This is a genomic window from Pseudomonas sp. HMWF006 (assembly GCF_003061205.1).
Taxonomy (GTDB): Bacteria; Pseudomonadota; Gammaproteobacteria; order Pseudomonadales; family Pseudomonadaceae; genus Aquipseudomonas; species Aquipseudomonas monsensis.
Map to the genome: position 1 here is coordinate 1 of NZ_QAIU01000027.1, position 18,260 is coordinate 18,260.

Genomic DNA, 18,260 nt, shown 5'->3' on the forward strand with positions numbered 1-18,260 from the left:
ACGGCATCCTCGATGGCGATCTGGTTGGCGTGCGGCGCAATCCCGAGGCGCTCAACGGCCAGATTGTGGTGGCGCGGCTCGACGGTGAAGTCACGATCAAACGCTTCGAACGGGTCGGCGCGGTGGTGCGGTTGCTGCCGCGCAACCCGGCGTATCAGCCGATTGTCGTGCGCAACGATCAGGACCTGGCCATCGAAGGGGTGTTCTGCGGTCTGGTGAGGCAAGGCTGATGGGCGCCGTCGTTGCGCTGGATACGCTGTTCAATGGCGGCCAGGTCTGGAAGGGCCGGCCTGCGCCCCCGGCTGCCAGCCCGCAACCCACCGGGCATGCCGCGCTGGACGCGGCCTTGCCCAGTGGCGGCTGGCCGGAAGCGGCGCTGAGCGAAATCCTCCTGGCCGGCCCGGGGGTTGGCGAGTTGCAACTGGTCTGGCCAACACTGGCGCGGCTTTCGGCGGCGGGCGAGCGCATCGTGCTGGTGGCACCGCCGTTCGTGCCGTACCCGCAGGCGTGGGAAAGCGCGGGGGTGGATCTGCGTCAGTTGTCGGTAATCCAGGCCAGCGAGCGCGATGCCTTGTGGGCGGCGGAACAATGCCTGCGTTCAGGCAGTTGCGGCGCGGTGCTGTGCTGGCCGCACAAGGCCGATGACCGCGCATTGCGGCGTTTGCAGGTGGCGGCGGAAACCGGCCAGACCCTGGCCTTTGCCTGGCGCCCGTTGAGCGAAGCGGTCAACCCGTCGCCGGCGGCGTTGCGCATTGCCATCGACGCCAGACCGGCCCAGTTGCGCGTGCTCAAATGCCGCGGCGGGCTGGCGCGTTCGGCGCCGATTACCTTTGCCGTGGGGCATTGAGGTCGCCATGCGCTGGGTCTGTATTCTGTTTCCGCAATTGGCCCTCGACGCGGTGCTGCGTCAGCGTCCCGAGCCCGATGAACCGTTGGTGTTGCTCAGCGGCCCGGCCCAGCGCCGGGTGCTGCAGGCGGTCAATCCGGCGGCACGTAAACTCGGTTTGCGTCCTGGCCAGTCGATGACCGCCGCCCAAGCCCTGAGCAAGGGTTTTGCCACGGCGGATTACGATGTCGCCGAGGTCGAGCACTGGCAGCAGTTTCTCGCCGCGTGGGCCTACCGCTTCAGCGCGCAGGTCAGCGTGCATTACCCGCGCACGGTGGTGTTCGAGATCGAATCGAGCCTGGGCTTGTTTGGCACCTGGACGCAATTCGAGGCGCGGCTGCGCAAGGAACTGAGCGACCTGGGTTTTCGCCACCGCATCGTGGCCGCGCCCAACCCGGTGGCGGCGCGGGTACTGGCCAATGCCTACGACGGATTGGTGGTGCCGGACGGCGAGGCCTTGCAGCATCACCTCGGCCAGTTACCCATTGACCGCGTGGGCCTGGAGCCGGGCGTGGCCACGGCGTTGTCGCGCATGGGCTTGCGCACGCTCAGTCAGGTGCAGAGCCTGCCACGTCAGGCCCTGGCCCGGCGCTTCGAAGCGTCGATGCTCAAACACCTCGACACCCTGTTCGGCGCGCGTCCGCTGGCGCTGGCGTTCTACCTGCCGCCGGATCGTTTCGATGTGCGCATCGAGCTGAATTTCGACGTGCAGTCCCATCAGGCGCTGCTGTTCCCGTTGCGTCGTCTGACCGGCGACCTCTCGGCGTTCCTCTGCGGACGTGACAGCGGCGTGCAGCGCTTCGACCTGCACCTGGAACACGCCGGGCTGCCGGACACCGTGATCAAGGTCGGTCTGCTCAGTGCCGAGCGCGATCCGGCGATGCTCTTCGAGCTGGCCCGAGGCCGGCTGGAACACGTGCAGGTCGAGGCGCCGGTACGCGGTTTCCGCTTGCGCGCCGAGGATCTGCCGAGTTTCGTGCCGCAGTTTCAGGAGCTGTTCGATGATCGTCCGCAGCAGACCTTGCCCTGGGAGCAATTGCGCGAACGCCTGCGCGCACGGCTGGGCGATGACGCGGTGCAGGGGCTGCGCTTTCAGGCCGATCACCGGCCCGAATGTGCCTGGCAGAATGCTGTCGACAAACAACGTTGCACCGGCTTGCCGAAGGTTCATCGTCCGGGCTGGTTGCTCGGCGAGCCGCAAAGCGTGCCCGAAGGTTCGGCGCGGATTCTCATGGGGCCGGAGCGCATCGAATCCGGCTGGTGGGACGGCGACGACGTGCGCCGCGATTACTACTTGATCCAGAACCGCGCCGGTCAGCAGGGCTGGGCCTACCGGGCGGTGGGTGAGGGCGGCCCGTTGTGGCTGCAGGGCTGGTTTGCATGAGCCACGGCTATGCCGAGTTGCACTGCCTGTCGAACTTCAGTTTCCAACGCGGTGCCTCCAGTGCGCTTGAGCTGTTTCAGCGGGCAAAAAAACACGGTTATCAGGCGCTGGCGATCACCGACGAGTGCACCCTGGCCGGCATCGTCCGCGCCTGGCAGGCAGCGAAGTCGGTCGAACTGCCGCTGATCATCGGCAGCGAAATCCGCATCGACAACGGCCCGAAACTGGTGCTGCTGGTGGAGAGCCTTGCGGGGTATCAGGCCCTGTGCGGCTTGATCACCCAGGCGCGGCGGCGTACGCAGAAGGGCCAGTACCAGGTGCTGCGCGAGGATTTCAGCGAGCCGTTGCCGGGGTTGCTCACGGTGTGGGTGCCGGACACCGTGGATGACCTGAACGAGGGGCGCTGGTTGAAACAGACCTTTGGCGAGCGTCTGTTTCTGGCGGTGCAGTTGCATCGCGGGCAGGACGACCCGCGTCGGCTGGCGGCACTGCTGAGTCTGGCCGATCAACTGCAGATTGCCGCCGTGGCCAGCGGCGATGTGCACATGCACGCCCGTGGCCGGCGGGCCTTGCAGGACACCATGACCGCGATTCGCCATCACGTCCCCGTGGCCGAGGCCGGGTTGCGCCTGCATCCCAACGGCGAGCGCCATCTGCGCAGCCTCGATGTGCTGCGTGAGCTGTATCCGCAGGCATTGCTGGACGCCTCAGTGCAACTGGCCCGGCGCTGCACGTTCGATCTGGGCGAATTGCGCTATCAGTACCCGAAAGAGCTGGTGCCGGAGGGGCACAGCGCCAGTTCCTGGCTTCGGCAACTGACCGAAGAAGGCATCGCCTGGCGCTGGCCGCAAGGGCCGCAAGCCAAAGTGCTGAAGCAGATCAATGACGAGCTGAAACTGATCGCCGAACTCGGCTACGAAAGCTACTTCCTCACCGTGCACGACGTGGTGCGTTTCGCCCGCAAGCAAAAGATCCTCTGTCAGGGCCGGGGTTCGGCAGCCAACTCGGCGGTGTGTTTTGCCTTGGGCATCACCGAAATCGACCCGGACCGTACCACGCTGCTGTTCGAACGCTTCATGTCGAAGGAGCGCAACGAACCGCCGGACATCGACGTCGATTTCGAGCACGAGCGCCGCGAAGAAGTGCTGCAATACGTGTTCCGTCGGTATGGCCGCCGTCGTGCGGCGTTGACGGCGGTGGTCAGTACCTATCACGCGGCGGGAGCGGTGCGCGATGTGGCCAAGGCCCTCGGCCTGCCGCCGGATCAGATCAACGCGCTGGCCGATTGCTGCGGTCACTGGAGCGATGAAACGCCGCCAGTGGCGCGTTTGCTCGAAGGTGGCTTTGATCCGGACAGCCCGGTGCTGCGTCGGGTGCTGAGCCTGACCGGGCAACTGATCGGCTTCCCCCGGCACCTGTCGCAGCACCCCGGCGGCTTCGTGATTTCCGAGCAGCCGCTGGACACGCTGGTGCCGGTGGAGAATGCGGCAATGGCCGAGCGCACGATCATTCAGTGGGACAAGGACGACCTCGATGCCGTCGGGTTGCTCAAGGTCGATATCCTCGCCCTTGGCATGCTCAGTGCGATCCGTCGCTGTTTCGACCTGCTGCGTCGTCATCGCCACCTGGACCTGAGCCTGGCGACGATCCCGGCCGAAGACAAACCGACCTACGACATGATCAGCCGTGCCGACACCATCGGCGTGTTCCAGATCGAGTCCCGGGCGCAGATGTCGATGCTGCCGCGGCTGAAACCGGCCAGGTTCTACGATCTGGTGATTGAGGTGGCGATCGTCCGTCCGGGACCGATTCAGGGCGGGATGGTCCATCCGTACCTGCGTCGGCGGAACAAGGAAGAAGCGGAAACCTATCCATCACCGGAGCTCAAAGTGGTGCTGGAGCGCACCCTCGGCGTGCCACTGTTTCAGGAACAGGTCATGCAGATCGCCATCGTGGCCGCCGATTACAGCCCCGGCGAGGCCGACCAGTTGCGCCGCTCGATGGCGGCGTGGAAGCGCCACGGCGGACTGGAACCGCACAAGGAACGTCTCGCTGCCGGCATGCAGAAAAACGGTTACACGCCGGAATTCGCCGCGCAGATTTTCGAGCAGATCAAGGGTTTTGGCAGCTACGGCTTTCCCGAATCCCACGCCGCCAGTTTCGCCCTGCTGACCTACGCCAGTTGCTGGCTCAAGTGCCATGAACCGGCGGCGTTCGCCTGTGCCCTGATCAACAGTTGGCCGATGGGTTTCTATAGCCCGGACCAGATCCTTCAGGATGCGCGTCGCCATCAGTTGCAGATCCGCCCGGTGGACGTGCGCGCCAGTGACTGGGATTGCAGCCTGGAATCGACCACGGCAGCCCAGCCGGCGATCCGCATGGGCCTGCGCATGATCAAGGGCTTTCGCGAGGACGATGCCCGACGCATCGAGGTGGCGCGCACGCGCGGGGCGTTTGCCGATGTCGCCGACCTGGGCGAGCGTGCCGCGCTCGACAGCCGGGCGCAGGCGTTGCTGGCCGATGCCGGGGCATTGCGCGGATTGGCGGGGCATCGTCATCGCGCCCGCTGGGAAGTGGCCGGAGTGCAGAAACAGCTCGGCTTGTTTGCCGGTTTGCCCAGTCAGGAGGAGTCCGATGTGGTGTTGCCCAAGCCGAGTGTGGGCGAGGACCTTCATGCCGATTACGCCACGGTCGGCACCACGCTGGGCCCGCATCCACTGGCGCTGTTACGTGGCGAACTCAAGGCCCGGCGCTGCCGCAGTTCACGGGAGTTGCTGGACATCGAGCATGGTCGCCCGGTCAGCGTCGCGGGCCTGGTCACCGGTCGTCAACGACCGGGTACCGCCAGCGGCGTGACCTTCGTCACCCTGGAAGATGAGTTCGGCAACGTCAACGTGGTGGTCTGGCGCGACCTCGCCGAGCGCCAGCGCCAGGTGCTGGTGGGCTCGCAATTGCTCAGGGTCGATGGCCGCTGGGAGCGCGAAGGCGAAGTGCGCCACCTGATCGCCGGCCGCCTGAGCGACCTCAGCCCGCTACTCAACGGCATCCGCGTGCAGAGCCGCGATTTCCACTGATCCCGGGCGGCCAATTCATTGGCGTCAAAAAACTCTGTCTTCAATGATGGCACTTTGTCATAATGCCGCCCCTTTTCCGCTGCCCAGCGCGTTGCCGTGCCGGGACACACCGTTTTTCAAGAAGGAATACTCAGTGAGAATGATCTCCCGGATGTTGGTCTCAGGCGTTGCGATTGCCGTGCTGGGCACCCTGGCCGGCACCCTTGCCGGTTGTGCTACCGAAAGCTCCCGTGCACTGCCGGTGGCCAAGGTCGAAAGCGCCACTCAGGTCTGGACCGGCGTTCGTGTACCGATGGCCGTGGGCAAGTTCGACAACCGCTCGAGCTACATGCGCGGCATCTTCTCCGATGGCGTCGACCGTCTCGGCGGCCAGGCCAAGACCATCCTGATCACGCACTTGCAGCAGACCAACCGCTTCAGCGTGCTGGATCGCGACAACATGGGCGAGATCCAGCAGGAAGCGGCGATCAAGGGCCAGGCCCAGCGTCTGAAGGGGGCCGATTACGTGGTCACCGGTGATGTCACCGAGTTCGGTCGTAAAGAGACGGGCGATCACCAGTTGTTCGGCATTCTCGGCCGTGGCAAGACCCAGGTCGCTTACGCCAAGGTCAACCTGAACATCGTCAACATCAGCACTTCCGAAGTGGTGTATTCGACTCAGGGCGCCGGCGAATACGCCTTGTCCAACCGTGAAATCATCGGTTTCGGCGGCACCGCTGCGTACGACTCCACCCTCAACGGCAAAGTCCTTGATCTGGCCATGCGCGAGGCGATCAATCGTCTGGTCGATGGCATGAACGCTGGTGCCTGGAAACCGGCCAACTGATCGCAACCCATTGCAAGGAGCATCAACAATGAATGTTTTTCTGTCTCGGCCGCGTCTGGTCCTGACGCTGGCCGCCAGCGCCTTGCTGGCCGGTTGCAGCAGTCCGCAAACCCTGTACCAGTGGGAAGGCTACCAGCCGCAGGTTTACGAATACTTCAAAAGCGAAACACCAAAAGAAGCGCAGGCCGAAGCGCTGGAAGCCGATCTGCAAAAGATCCGCGCCAGTGGCAAAGCCGTACCGCCGGGTTACCACGCGCATCTGGGCCTGTTGTACCTGAGCATGGGCAAGGACGATCAGATGGTGCAGCAGTTGCGCACCGAGAAAGCCTTGTTCCCGGAGTCGGGCACCTACATGGATTTTCTGCTTAAAAACGCCAAGACCGGAGACGCCCAATGATCAAGCGTGCTCTGAAGCTGCTGGCCGCCGGCCTGGCCCTGACCGTACTCGGTGGCTGTGTCGCGCCGAAAACCGTCGACTATTCGGCGTACAAACAGGCACGTCCCAAGACCATTCTGGTGCTGCCGCCGCTGAACACCTCGCCCGACGTGAAAGCGTCGTACAGCCTGTTGTCGCAAGTGACGTTTCCGCTGGCCGAGGCCGGTTACTACGTGCTGCCTATCGCGCTGGTGGACGAAACTTTCCGCCAGAACGGCCTGACCACGCCGGATGACATCCATCAGGCACCGCCGAACAAACTGAAGGAAATCTTCGGTGCGGACGCGGCGCTGTACATCAACGTGACCGAATACGGCACGCGTTACCGGGTGATCAGCAGTGAAACCGCCGTGACCGCGACGGCGAAACTGGTCGACCTGAAGTCCGGTACCACGCTGTGGACCGGCACGGCCCGGGCGTCGAGTGAAGAGGGTAACAACGGCAACGCCGGTGGTTTGATCGGCATGCTGATCACGGCCGCAGTGAAGCAGGTGATCAACAGCTCCACCGATGCCGGTTACCCGATTGCCGGTGTGGCGAGTAATCGTCTGTTGTCGGCCGGCCACCCGGCAGGTCTGCTGTATGGGCCGCGTTCGCCGAAGTACGGCACTGACTGACCACCTGAAACTTTTGTGGGCGCGGGCTTGTTCGCGAAGGCGGTCTGTCAGAGGCATTTGCCCTGACTGACACAGCGCTTTCGCGAGCCAGCCCGCTCCTGCAAGGGGAATGTGCTCCTCTGTCGTTCATCGTGCGGCAGTCCCGATCCGCTCATCCCCCCTGGCGCTTGCGTTCCTGCTTGCAACGAGCAGACTGGCAAATCGACGCAGCCCCGATCAACGAACCGTACTCAACGTGCAATCAAGACCCTGCATCTTGCCGCCGAAGGCGATATTCTGCGCGACGCTCACAGACGCAAATAAAGACAATAGGCGTGTGCACCCTCCCTCTTATTTCTTGGCCAGCGATCGCCAGGGGAGGGTTGCCCGATGCCAAAGGAGTGTTCGTATGACCGACAAGAAACCGGAAACCACGGTCGACCGCGTCTACCAAGGGGTTTACGAGGCGATCTGCAAGCGTTCGTTGCGCCCTGGCATGAAACTGGGCGAGGCCTCACTGGCCGAGTTATTCAATGTCAGCCGCACGTCGGTGCGCGCCGCGCTCAAGCAACTGGAGGCTGACGGACTGGTTACCACCGAACCGAACAAGGGGGCTTCGGTGTCGCTGCCCAGCAACGAAGAGATCCGCTCGCTGTTCGAAACCCGGCGCCTGATCGAGATCGGTATCGTCACCGAACTGTGCTGGCGCAAGGACCCCGCCGCGATGCAGGACTTGCGCGCGCATCTGCTGCTGGAAGATCAAGCCCACGCCGCCGGCGACCACGAGCGGCTGATTCATCTGCTCGGCGAGTTCCACATCAAACTGGCGCGCAGCCTGAACAACCCGGTGCTGCTCGACTGGTTCCAGAAACTCATCTCCCGCGCCTCGCTGTACGTCGCCGCGCTGGATGATGACAGTCACGAAGCCTGCCGCGATGACGAGCACCTGCGCCTGCTTGAGTACATCGAAGCCGGGGATCAAAGCGCGGCGATCGAATTGACTTGCCTGCACCTGAACGGCATCGAACAGGCCATTCTCGACGTCGCTGCGAAGATGAAAACTGGCTACCATCCGCTCAAACACTTGATCGGCGTATGAGTTCCGGGCGCTGGGGAAATCGGCTATACCTCTTATGAAACCAATACGCCGCAAGATGCTCGAAACAGACGAGCGTCGCGTCGTTTGGTCGTCGTGATTTACCGGACAACCACCACAGGACACCGAGTCAGTCGATGCAGTTTTTATCCGATAGTCACGGTTGTGACGGCTGGAAAGGCGAAATGGCCGAACGCATTTGCGCGTTCGACTGGAGCCCTACCGAGCTGGGTCCGCTGGACACCTGGCCTGCCAGTCTGTGCAGCACGGTGCAATTGATGCTGGCGTCGCCTCTGCCGATGGTCATGCTCTGGGGCCACGCCGGCTACATGATCTATAACGACGCCTACTCGAAATTTGCCGGTGGCCGCCATCCGTATCTGCTCGGCTCGCCGGTGGAGCTGGGCTGGCCGGAAGTGGCCGACTTCAATCGGCACGTGGTCGATACCTGTCTGGCCGGCGGCACCCTGTCTTACCGCAACAAGGAACTGGTGCTGCTGCGCGACGGGGTGCCCGAAGACGTCTGGATGGATCTGTATTACAGCCCTGTGGCCAACGATGACGGGCAACCGGCCGGGGTCATGGCGATGGTGGTGGAAACCACCGAATTCATGCATTCCGAGCGCTTGCGCCAGGCCGCCGAAGACGCCTACCGCGCCGATAACGAGCGCGTGCGACTGGCGCTGAATGCCGGCGCGCTGTTGGGTTCGTTTGTCTGGGACGTGAAAAACAATACGTTGTCGGCGGATGAGCGTTTCGCCCGCACATTCTCTTATCCGCCGGATCAGGACCTGAGCAATCTGGCCCAGGACATCGCCCAGTCCCGCATCCATCCCGATGACATCGCCTGGGTGCACGAGCGCGTTACCCATTCGGTGCGGACCGGCGCGCCGTTCAACGCGGAGTACCGCGTGCGCCGCAGCGATGGCAGTTATCTGTGGGTCCTGGCCAGTGGCGCGTGCGAGTTCGATGAACACGGTGAGGCACGGCGTTTCCCCGGCGTGTTGATCGACATTCATGAGCGCAAGACCGCTGAAGAATCCCTGCTCAAGTTCACCCGCAACCTCGAACAACGCGTGGCCGATGAAGTCGAGGCGCGACTGGCGGCCGAAGAGCAATTGCGCCAGTCGCAGAAGCTTGAAGCGATTGGCGGGCTCACCGGCGGCGTTGCCCACGACTTCAATAACCTGCTGCAAGTGATCGCTGGCAATCTGCATTTGCTGGCCCGGCATGAACCGCACAATGCCAATGTCCAGCGCCGGGTCAGCGCCTCGTTGGCGGCGGTCGAGCGTGGCGCCAAACTGTCTTCGCAACTGCTGGCGTTTGCCCGGCGTCAGCCGTTGTCGCCTGCGGTGTGCAACCCGCAACAGATCTTCGACGGCGTGGGGGAGTTGCTGCAACGGGCGCTGGGCGAAACCATTCAGATCGACGTGCAGCTGCCGCAAGCGCCGTGGCACATCAACGTTGATCGCAACCAACTGGAAAATGCCATTCTCAATCTGGCCATCAATGCCCGGGATGCAATGAAAGGCGAGGGCACCATCGTGCTGAGCGCCTCCAACACCCGTCTGGAGCGCGAGTTTTGTGCCGGTAAAGGCATCCTGCCCGGGGAGTACGTGCGGGTGGCGGTCAGCGATACCGGTGCGGGCATCCCGGCGCAGATCCTCGAACAAGTCTTCGAACCGTTTTTCACCACCAAGGCCGACGGTCAGGGCACCGGTCTGGGCTTGAGTATGGTCTTCGGGTTCGTCAAACAAAGCGGCGGCCATGTCGAAATCGACAGCCGCGTCGGTGAAGGCACGCGAGTGCAGTTGTACTTCCCGCGCAGCTTGCGGCCGGTCCGCGCTGAAATGCCGAGCCTTGACGCGCAGCAGGGCGGTGGCCACGAGACGATTCTGGTGGTCGAGGACAACGAGGCGGTGCGCGCCTCGGCGGTTGAATTGCTGCGCGAAGAGGGCTATCGCGTGCTCACCGCCGGCCATGGCGATGCGGCCATGCAGATGCTGCTCGAAGGTGTCGAGGTCGATTTGATCTTCACCGACGTGGTCATGCCGGGGCTGATCAAAAGCTCCGACCTGTTCGCCTGGGCCAAGGTGCAGACGCCACCGGTGGCGGTGCTGTTCACCTCCGGGCACACCCGCGACATCATCTCGCGCAACCACCAACTCAGCCCCGATACCCATTTGCTGGGCAAACCCTATAGCCCCGAGGCCATGCTGCAAATGATTCGCGCGGTGCTCGGTGCCTGATCGGGTGCAAGCGAGGCACTTGGGGCGGTATGGATAAAGCGGTGGCGTGGGAATCTGTGGCGAGGGGATTTATCCCCGTTCGGCTACGCAGCAGTCGTCAACAAGAGCTCGCGTCATACCCGGTGCAATGCAGCGGAGTGCTTCGCACTCCAACGGGGATAAATCCCCTTACCACCGGGTTCTCAACAGACATTCTTGATAAGGCCTGCCGATGACTTCCAAGCGAAATGCCAAAGCGCCCGCCGGTACGGTCCGGGTGCGTGGCGCCCGTGAGCACAACCTGAAGAACGTTGACGTCGACATTCCCCGCGATGCGCTGGTGGTGTTCACCGGCGTATCCGGTTCGGGCAAGTCGTCGCTGGCGTTTTCCACGCTGTATGCCGAAGCCCAGCGCCGTTACTTCGAATCGGTCGCGCCCTATGCACGGCGGCTGATCGACCAGGTCGGCGTGCCGGATGTCGATTCCATCGAAGGCCTGCCGCCCGCCGTGGCCCTGCAACAGCAGCGTGGCACACCGAGCACGCGTTCATCGGTGGGCAGTGTCACCACCTTGTCGAGCCTGATCCGCATGCTGTATTCCCGCGCCGGCAGTTATCCGCCGGGGCAGCCGATGCTGTATGCCGAAGATTTTTCACCGAACACTCCGCAGGGCGCGTGCCCGCAATGTCATGGCCTGGGCCGGGTGTATGAGGTCACCGAAGCACTGATGGTGCCTGATCCGAACCTGACCATCCGTCAACGCGCGGTGGCGTCCTGGCCGCTGGCCTGGCAAGGGCAGAACCTGCGCGACATCCTCGTGACCCTGGGCATCGACGTCGACATTCCCTGGAAGAAACTGCCGAAAAAACAGCGCGACTGGATTCTCTTCACCGAAGAAACCCCGACCGTGCCGGTGTACGCCGGGCTGACGCCGGAAGAAACCCGCGTCGCCCTCAAGCGCAAGATGGAGCCGAGCTACCAGGGTACGTTCACCGGTGCGCGACGTTACATCCTGCACACCTTCACCCATTCGCAAAGTGCGCTGATGAAGAAGCGTGTTGCACAGTTCATGCTCGGCAGTCCGTGCCCGCTGTGTGACGGTAAACGCCTGAAGCGCGAGGCCTTGTCGGTGACGTTCGCCGGGTATGACATCGGCGAACTGTCGCAGATGCCGCTGCTGCAAGTGGCTGAAGTGTTGCGACCGGTGGCCGAGGCCAGTTATCTCGAACACGCCGACGAAACCGGCGACACCCTGAGCCATGCGCAAACCCGCGAGGCCCGTCAACAGCGGGCGGCCCACGGCGCCAGCGCTCACGCCAGCGCGCCGGATGTGCGGCACACGCCGAACCTGTCGCTGGAAAAGCGTCTGGCGGCACAGCGGATTGCCGAGGATCTGCTGGAGCGGGTCAGCACCCTGACCGATCTGGGGCTTGGCTATCTGGCCCTGGAGCGCAGCACGCCGACGTTGTCCTCGGGAGAGTTGCAGCGGTTGCGCCTGGCGACGCAATTGGGCTCGCAGTTGTTCGGCGTGATCTACGTGCTCGACGAGCCGTCCGCCGGGCTGCACCCGGCCGATGGCGAAGCGTTGTTCGAGGCCCTGCAGCGCCTCAAGGCCGACGGCAACACGCTGTTTGTGGTCGAGCATGATGTGGAAACCATGCGCCGCGCCGACTGGCTGATCGACGTCGGCCCGGCGGCGGGCGAGAAGGGTGGTCAGATCCTTTACAGTGGCCCGCCAGCGGGGCTGGCCGAGATCGAACAGTCGCAGACTCGCGCCTACCTGTTCGCTGACGCGCCACGCCAGCCCCGGGTTGCGCGCAAGCCCGGCGGGTGGCTGAAACTCGATGGCATCTCACGCAATAACCTCAACCACCTCAGCGCCGAGTTTCCGTTGGGCTGTTTCACCTCGGTGACCGGCGTGTCCGGCTCGGGCAAGTCGAGTCTGGTCAGTCAGGCGCTGCTGGAACTGGTCGGCGCGCAGTTAGGGCGTCCGCCAGCGGACAGCGAACCGGAAGAGCTCAGCCTCGAAGACGATGCGCCGCAGGCCAGCAGCGGCCAGGTCACTTCAGGGCTGGAGTCGATCAAGCGTCTGGTGCAGGTCGATCAAAAACCGATCGGGCGCACGCCGCGCTCGAATCTGGCGACCTACACCGGGCTGTTCGACAACGTGCGCAAGTTGTTCGCCGCAACAACCGAGGCTCGGGCTGCCGGTTATGACGCCGGACAGTTTTCCTTCAACGTCGCCAAGGGGCGTTGTGCCACGTGCGAGGGCGAGGGATTTGTCAGTGTCGAATTGTTGTTCATGCCCAGCGTGTATGCGCCATGCCCGACCTGTCATGGCGCGCGCTACAACCCGCAGACGCTGGCGATTCTCTGGGAGGGCCTGAGCATCGCCCAGGTCTTGCAATTGACCGTCGATGAAGCGGTGACGGTGTTTGCCGGGCAACCGGGGATTCGTCGTTCGCTGGAAGTGCTGCGCGATATCGGCCTCGGTTATCTGCGTCTCGGGCAACCGGCCACGGAACTGTCCGGCGGTGAGGCGCAGCGGATCAAACTGGCCACCGAGTTACAGCGCAATCAACGCGGCGCCACCCTGTACGTGCTGGATGAACCGACCACCGGCCTGCACCCGCGCGACGTCGATCGCTTGCTGGAACAACTCGATACGCTGGTGACGGCGGGGCATACGGTGATCGTGGTCGAGCACGAAATGCGCGTGGTCGCGCAGAGCGACTGGGTGATCGACATCGGCCCGGGCGCGGGGGATCAGGGCGGCAAAATCGTGGTGGCGGGTACACCGCAGAAAGTCGCGGCGAGCAAGAAGAGCCGGACGGCGCCGTTCCTCGCTCGCGCCTTGCGCTGATGGCCGGGATCGGCGCCTGCAGGCGCCGATTTTTGCTGCGATGTTTTGAACGATTGCCCGGCCTCAGGCTTCGAATCTTCAAGACCCGACGCGTTTCAGTCGGACGGGTTTGATGAGCGAGGTGGCCATGAACGAGCAATCAATGCAGCAGCAGAATCAATCGGCAGAGCCGATCAACCGCAACGACCCGGCAATCGACCCGCAGCTGCCGGGCCAACCGGCGCCGACGCAACAGCAGGGCGAGAACGATCAGGCACAGAGCGCCGATCCGGCGGTGTATCAGAAGCATAAACACACCGATAACGACAACGAATTCAGTCCGGGCTTCAAACCGCAACCTGATCGTGCGAAACCGGGTGAAGAAACCGATGCCGATATTGACACGGACGGGGGCTAGTCACGGTAGATACGACAAGGCCGCATTCTCTGAATGCGGCCTTTTTTGTGCGCGGTTATTTGCTCGGATGCTTGGCTTGCAGCTCTTTCGCCGCCGCCAGATGTTTTTCCAGCGCCGGGAGCATTTTCTGCGCAAAGGCCTTCAGTTCCGGTGCTCCTTTGACCTTATCGTCGGTCACGGTATTGGCTTGTTTCTTGAACAGCTCAATGGTCTCTTCGTGGGCCTTGACCTGATTGTTGGCGTAGGCCGCATCGAAGGACTCATCACGCATATCGAGGATTTTTTCCTTGGCTTGCTTGACCAGGGTGGTGGTGTCCGGCACTTCGATGTCGTGGGCTTTGGCGATGCTCGCCAGTTCATCGTTGGCCTTGCCATGATCGGTGATCATCATGTTGGCGAATGCCTTGATGTCGGCCGACTGGCTTTTTTCCAGGGCCAGGCGACTGGTTTCGATTTCGGCAATGCCGCCCGCTGCGGCGTTGTCGACAAAGTCATTGTCGGTGGCGGCGAAGGCATTACCCATGCCAGCGCTCAAAGTGACAGCCAGAACGAGGTGCCGCAGGTTGAATCCGTCCATTGATGTATCTCCACGCAGGTTTTTTGTTGGTGTTACTCAATGGAGGGAAAGCAGCGAATAAAGGTTTTATCGCATTTGCGACAGGGCGACGAACGGACACCGCTGGTCTGACAGGTGGTCGACAGAATCGGGTAACCAAGGCCATTCTGATAACGAGCCAGCGCAATCGGTCGCGTTGGCTGCCGATCAACTCACGGAGGTGTTCCATGCCGGTGACCCATGACCTGTATCAGGACTTGAAGCTTACGAAGGAAGAGATCCAGCAACGACGCACCGAGGACCCACATCTGGATGCACTGATCAACAAGTATTCCGAGGCGGATGCCGAGGTAGTCAAGGCCGAGACTGCCACCTCGGATGCGCCCAGTGATGACACGCTGAAAAAGCTCAAGGAGAAACGCTTGCAGGTCAAGGACAGGATTGTCGAGCAGTTACAGGCTCGATCCTGACCGCCAGTGGCGCCACCGACCGCCGGTGGTGAATGGAAAGGAACGACCGCCACGACCGGCACCTCGAATGTACAGCGTCTCCATTCATCGACGCTTTGCGAGGTGCCTTATGAACGATCCCAAATTCCCCAGTGAAGAGCAGGGCGCATTCGACCCGGTGCCGACGCACCCCGAACCGAACAGCCCGGCGCACACCACGGCCAACCCCGATGAGCCGGACGAAGACCTGCCCACAGACGAAGATCCCGATAAGTTCGACAAGTCTTCCAACTGACAGACCGTCATCGCCAGCAGGCTGGCTCGCACCATGAATCCGTGAACGACCCACATCGCCTGTGTGAGCGAGCCGGCTGGCGAAGGCGCCGGCTCGTTCAACAGAGGATTGAACGGATTTACTTCAAGGCTGCCTCCAACGGCAATCGCGCCATATGCGTCGCCTTCAACGAGCCCAGATACAACCACTGGCCATACTCGCGTGCCGTGGTGATTGGCGAGTAATTGTCACTGCTCGCGTCCTGCAAATTGGCAATCACCTTGCCGTCCAGATCCAGGCCCAGCACAAAGCCGCGCTTTTCCACCGGTTTCGGTAACACCGTCAGCGCCCGCACGATCATCTTGCGCAGGAACGGATACCCGGCGGTGCCATCGAGCAGAGCATTGCGCGGCGCATACAGCGCCACCCAGAAACGGTTGCTGCCATTGAACGCGAGGTTGTCCGGCAGGCCCGGCAGGTTGTCGATAAACACATCATGCGTGCCGGCCTTGGGCCCGCTGAGCCAATAGCGACTGATGCGGTACGCGCCGGTTTCATTGACCAGCACATAAGCCTCATCCGGGCCGAGGGTGACGCCGTTGGCGAATTCCAGTTTGTCGAGCAGCACCGAAGTCTTGCCGGTCTGGAAGTCATAGCGCAGCAGACGTCCGTCACCACCGTGCTCGATGATCGCCTCGCCATCATGGCCGTAACCCCAACGGCTGGAGGCATCGCTGAAATAGGCGTAGTGCCCGGATTTGTCGATCGCTACATCATCGGTGAAACCGAAGGCGACGCCGTTGGCGGCGGTGGACAAGGGAATCAGGCGGCCCTGGGCATCGAGTGAGAGCAACCCCTTGATGGCGTCGGCAATCACCAGCAAGCCGTTCGGATGCCGCGCCAGCCCCAACGGTCGGCCACCAGTGTCGGCGAGGACCTTGCGTGCCTGGCCATCGAGGCTGGTACTGATCAGTCGACCGTCATGCAGCCCGGTGATCAGGACATCCTCTTCCAGTAGCAAGGCTTCCGGTCCCTCGATGTCGCTCGGCCCGACCGGCACCGCGGCTTTGAGGCGCTGGTTGTCGGCGAAGACACCTTCGGTCAACGACGGTGCCGGCGACGGTTGCCACGCCACCGGTTCAACCTTGGTTGGCATCAGCAGCAAGAACGCGATGACGACGATGATGATCAACAACACCCCATGCCGCAGCCTCATGCGCTGACCCTCGTCGCGCTGATGTACTGCGCTGCCCGGTCGCGCAGCGCCAGCATCGACGCCGCCGATTCACGCTCGATGCGGCGTCTGAGCAGCAACCGGTTGGCAATGCGCATGCCCAAACCGGCGAAGCGATAATCCAGCGTGCGCACAAAACGTGTGCCGCCCTGTTCGGCCGTGCATTCGTACGTCAGCAGCAGCGACAAGCCATGATCGCCCTGAGCCCGGGCGCACCAGCGTCGGCCGGGCAGGTATTCGCTGACTTCCCAGTGCAGATGACCGGCGCGTCCCCCGGCGTGAATGTCCTCTTCGAAGTGCGCGCCGGCATGCAGCGGGCCTTGCGGGCCGTCGATCTTCAGCGACGACGGATGCCATTCCGGCCAGCGACTGACGCTGGCGGCGTAGGCGAGCACGGTGACTGGCTCGCCGACGATTTCGATGTGGTGCTGCATGCGGGTCATGGACGGTCTCGAATGGCTCAAGGGGACGGGTTCCGGTTCCCAATAGAGGGTGCCGAACAGGTAATCCATCAAGGGAAAGACGATGTTGAAATTGCGCTCCTGCATGCGTTCGCGGCGATGGTGCAGTTCATGCAGACGGCGCATCTGGCGGATCCATGGCAGGCGTGTCAGCGGATTGTCCGGCGGCAGATGTTCGCAGGCGTGAAACACTTCGTAGGTCAGGTAACCCAGCACCATGCAGCCACCGAACAGCCCGGCGACATTGCTGTTGAACTGTGCAAACAGCCACCACAGCGGCAGGCTGATAACCAGGGTATGCAGGACGATCAGCCACGCCGGAAACAGAATCACCCGCCAGTCGCGAGCGCTGTCGTAGGTCATGTGGCCGGGGGTGAAGAAGCTGTGATGGTCGCCGGCATGGCGAGCGTAGAACAGCCTGGCGAAGGTCTTTTTGTGATGGCCGAGATGGCGATGGACCATGTACACGCCGAAGTTGAAGAACAGCAGGGTCAGCGGCACCGTCAGCCATTCCCGCCAACTGACCTGCTGCACCGGGTGCCAGAAGGCGCCGATGGCCAGCACGCCGAACAGCAGCACGAAGGCGCCGTGCAGCCACGGGTTGTAGAACGGATGAATGGCGGCCCGATAACGGCTGCGAAATGCCTCGGTGGTCTGCCTCAACTGCGGTCACCTGCGGGTATTGTTGTTCTACCCGGCAGCGTAGCCGATCCGGCGGTTTGTGCAGGCCGGCGCTTGAGGCCACTTGCGCCATGCTCCGGGGTAAAGCGGCCGATTCAGCTCAACGGGTTCCAGCGCTGCGACCAGTCGTCATCAGCGTGGATCACTTCGCGCAGCAGATCGAAGGCGTGTTGCAGGGTGGCGGAGTCGCGATCACGCGAATACACCAGATAGGTCGGGTAGCTGAATTCCGGGGCTTTGGTGACCGGTTCCAGGGCGCCGCTTTCCAGATAACTGCGCACGACCCGGGTGCGGAAATAGCCGCTGCCACCGTTTTCGAGGATGTATTGCAAGGCCAGCGGGCCAAGGTTGAAGCTCAGTGCGGCCTTGGCCTTTTCCGGCAGGGCGGCGTCGTGCTGGCAGCGGAAGTCCGGGCCCCAGTCGATGTAGACGTAAGGGGCGGGCCGGTCGGGAGCGCGGACCAAAATCAGTTTCTCTTCCAGCACTTGCTCGACCTGCAAGCCCGGCCAGTACTCCGGCTGATAGACCAGCGCGGCGTCGAGCACGCCAAGTTCGAGCTGACGGAGCAGGTTTTCGCCGTCGCGGATTTCCATGCGCAGGGCATGGCCGGGGATTTTTTCGCGCAGTTCGGCGGCCCAACTGAGCATCAGTGGATTGCACAGGCTGACTTCGCCACCGATGTGCAGCACGTTGTGATAGCCCTCGGGCAGCGGCAGGTCGCGGCGCGCAGCCTCCCAGGTCTGCACCAGTTGATTGGCGTAGACCACGAACGCCTCGCCGTTGGGCGTCAGTTTCGCGCCGGCACGGTTACGCACGAAC

Annotated in this window: 17 protein-coding genes; 13 read left to right on the forward strand and 4 right to left on the reverse strand. The window is 62.9% G+C overall.

What is annotated here, in order from left to right:
* The 11 genes from DBR24_RS00750 to DBR24_RS00800 form a co-directional block, all read left to right on the forward strand.
* Positions 1-230 (forward strand): LexA family transcriptional regulator (locus tag DBR24_RS00750; protein WP_305888816.1); only part of this gene is annotated, 230 nt, incomplete at its 5' end.
* Positions 230-847 carry a translesion DNA synthesis-associated protein ImuA gene (gene imuA / locus DBR24_RS00755; RefSeq protein WP_128613589.1) on the forward strand — a complete coding sequence of 206 codons (618 nt, stop codon included), beginning with the start codon at positions 230-232 and terminating at the stop codon, positions 845-847. The genes DBR24_RS00750 and imuA, both read left to right, overlap by 1 nt.
* Before the next feature lie 7 nt (positions 848-854).
* Complete coding sequence (locus DBR24_RS00760) at positions 855-2,270, forward strand: DNA polymerase Y family protein (RefSeq protein ID WP_128613590.1); 1,416 nt, start codon at positions 855-857, stop codon at positions 2,268-2,270.
* A complete protein-coding gene (locus tag DBR24_RS00765) occupies positions 2,246-5,344 on the forward strand; it encodes an error-prone DNA polymerase (RefSeq protein ID WP_218278113.1) in 3,099 nt (1,032 codons plus the stop codon). The genes DBR24_RS00760 and DBR24_RS00765 overlap by 25 nt, the downstream gene beginning before the upstream one ends.
* Positions 5,345-5,483: 139 nt before the next feature.
* A complete protein-coding gene (locus tag DBR24_RS00770; RefSeq protein ID WP_177490383.1) occupies positions 5,484-6,170 on the forward strand; it encodes a CsgG/HfaB family protein in 687 nt (228 codons plus the stop codon).
* A 28-nt stretch (positions 6,171-6,198) separates the two neighbouring features.
* Complete coding sequence (locus DBR24_RS00775; protein ID WP_123468164.1) at positions 6,199-6,567, forward strand: DUF4810 domain-containing protein; 369 nt, start codon at positions 6,199-6,201, stop codon at positions 6,565-6,567.
* On the forward strand, positions 6,564-7,223 hold the full coding sequence (locus DBR24_RS00780; protein WP_128613592.1) for a DUF799 domain-containing protein: 660 nt from the start codon (positions 6,564-6,566) through the stop codon (positions 7,221-7,223). Before DBR24_RS00775 ends, DBR24_RS00780 begins: the two co-directional genes overlap by 4 nt.
* Positions 7,224-7,611: 388 nt before the next feature.
* Positions 7,612-8,301 (forward strand): GntR family transcriptional regulator, encoded by a 690-nt coding sequence (locus DBR24_RS00785; protein WP_128613593.1) that lies wholly within the window; start codon positions 7,612-7,614, stop codon positions 8,299-8,301.
* Positions 8,302-8,435: 134 nt separating this feature from the next.
* Positions 8,436-10,547, forward strand: coding sequence for a PAS domain-containing sensor histidine kinase (locus DBR24_RS00790; RefSeq protein WP_123468170.1), 2,112 nt, complete (start codon positions 8,436-8,438; stop codon positions 10,545-10,547).
* 211 nt (positions 10,548-10,758) lie between these two features.
* Complete coding sequence (locus DBR24_RS00795) at positions 10,759-13,389, forward strand: excinuclease ABC subunit UvrA (protein WP_128613594.1); 2,631 nt, start codon at positions 10,759-10,761, stop codon at positions 13,387-13,389.
* Between the two features lie 127 nt (positions 13,390-13,516).
* The gene (locus DBR24_RS00800) at positions 13,517-13,786 is read left to right on the forward strand and encodes a hypothetical protein (protein ID WP_128613595.1); all 270 of its coding nucleotides are present in this window, start codon (positions 13,517-13,519) and stop codon (positions 13,784-13,786) included.
* A gap of 55 nt (positions 13,787-13,841) precedes the next feature.
* Here the strand turns inward: DBR24_RS00800 and DBR24_RS00805 are convergent, their stop codons facing one another.
* Complete coding sequence (locus tag DBR24_RS00805) at positions 13,842-14,363, reverse strand: DUF4142 domain-containing protein (RefSeq protein WP_128613596.1); 522 nt, start codon at positions 14,361-14,363, stop codon at positions 13,842-13,844.
* Between the two features lie 206 nt (positions 14,364-14,569).
* Here DBR24_RS00805 and DBR24_RS00810 point away from each other — a divergent pair, with 206 nt between their 5' ends.
* Positions 14,570-14,812, forward strand: coding sequence for a YdcH family protein (locus DBR24_RS00810; RefSeq protein WP_123468176.1), 243 nt, complete (start codon positions 14,570-14,572; stop codon positions 14,810-14,812).
* Positions 14,813-14,921: 109 nt separating this feature from the next.
* Entirely contained in the window at positions 14,922-15,086 is a 165-nt protein-coding gene (locus tag DBR24_RS30985; RefSeq protein WP_177490381.1) for a hypothetical protein, read from the forward strand.
* Between the two features lie 118 nt (positions 15,087-15,204).
* Here the strand turns inward: DBR24_RS30985 and DBR24_RS00815 are convergent, their stop codons facing one another.
* The 3 genes from DBR24_RS00815 to DBR24_RS00825 all read right to left on the reverse strand — a co-directional run.
* The gene (locus DBR24_RS00815) at positions 15,205-16,281 is read right to left on the reverse strand and encodes an SMP-30/gluconolactonase/LRE family protein (protein ID WP_128613597.1); all 1,077 of its coding nucleotides are present in this window, start codon (positions 16,279-16,281) and stop codon (positions 15,205-15,207) included.
* Positions 16,278-17,423, reverse strand: a complete 1,146-nt coding sequence (locus DBR24_RS00820; RefSeq protein ID WP_128613598.1) for an SRPBCC family protein — start codon at positions 17,421-17,423, stop codon at positions 16,278-16,280. Before DBR24_RS00820 ends, DBR24_RS00815 begins: the two co-directional genes overlap by 4 nt.
* A 113-nt stretch (positions 17,424-17,536) precedes the next feature.
* The coding region (locus tag DBR24_RS00825) for a LysR family transcriptional regulator (RefSeq protein ID WP_146188922.1) at positions 17,537-18,260 on the reverse strand (724 nt) is incomplete at its 5' end.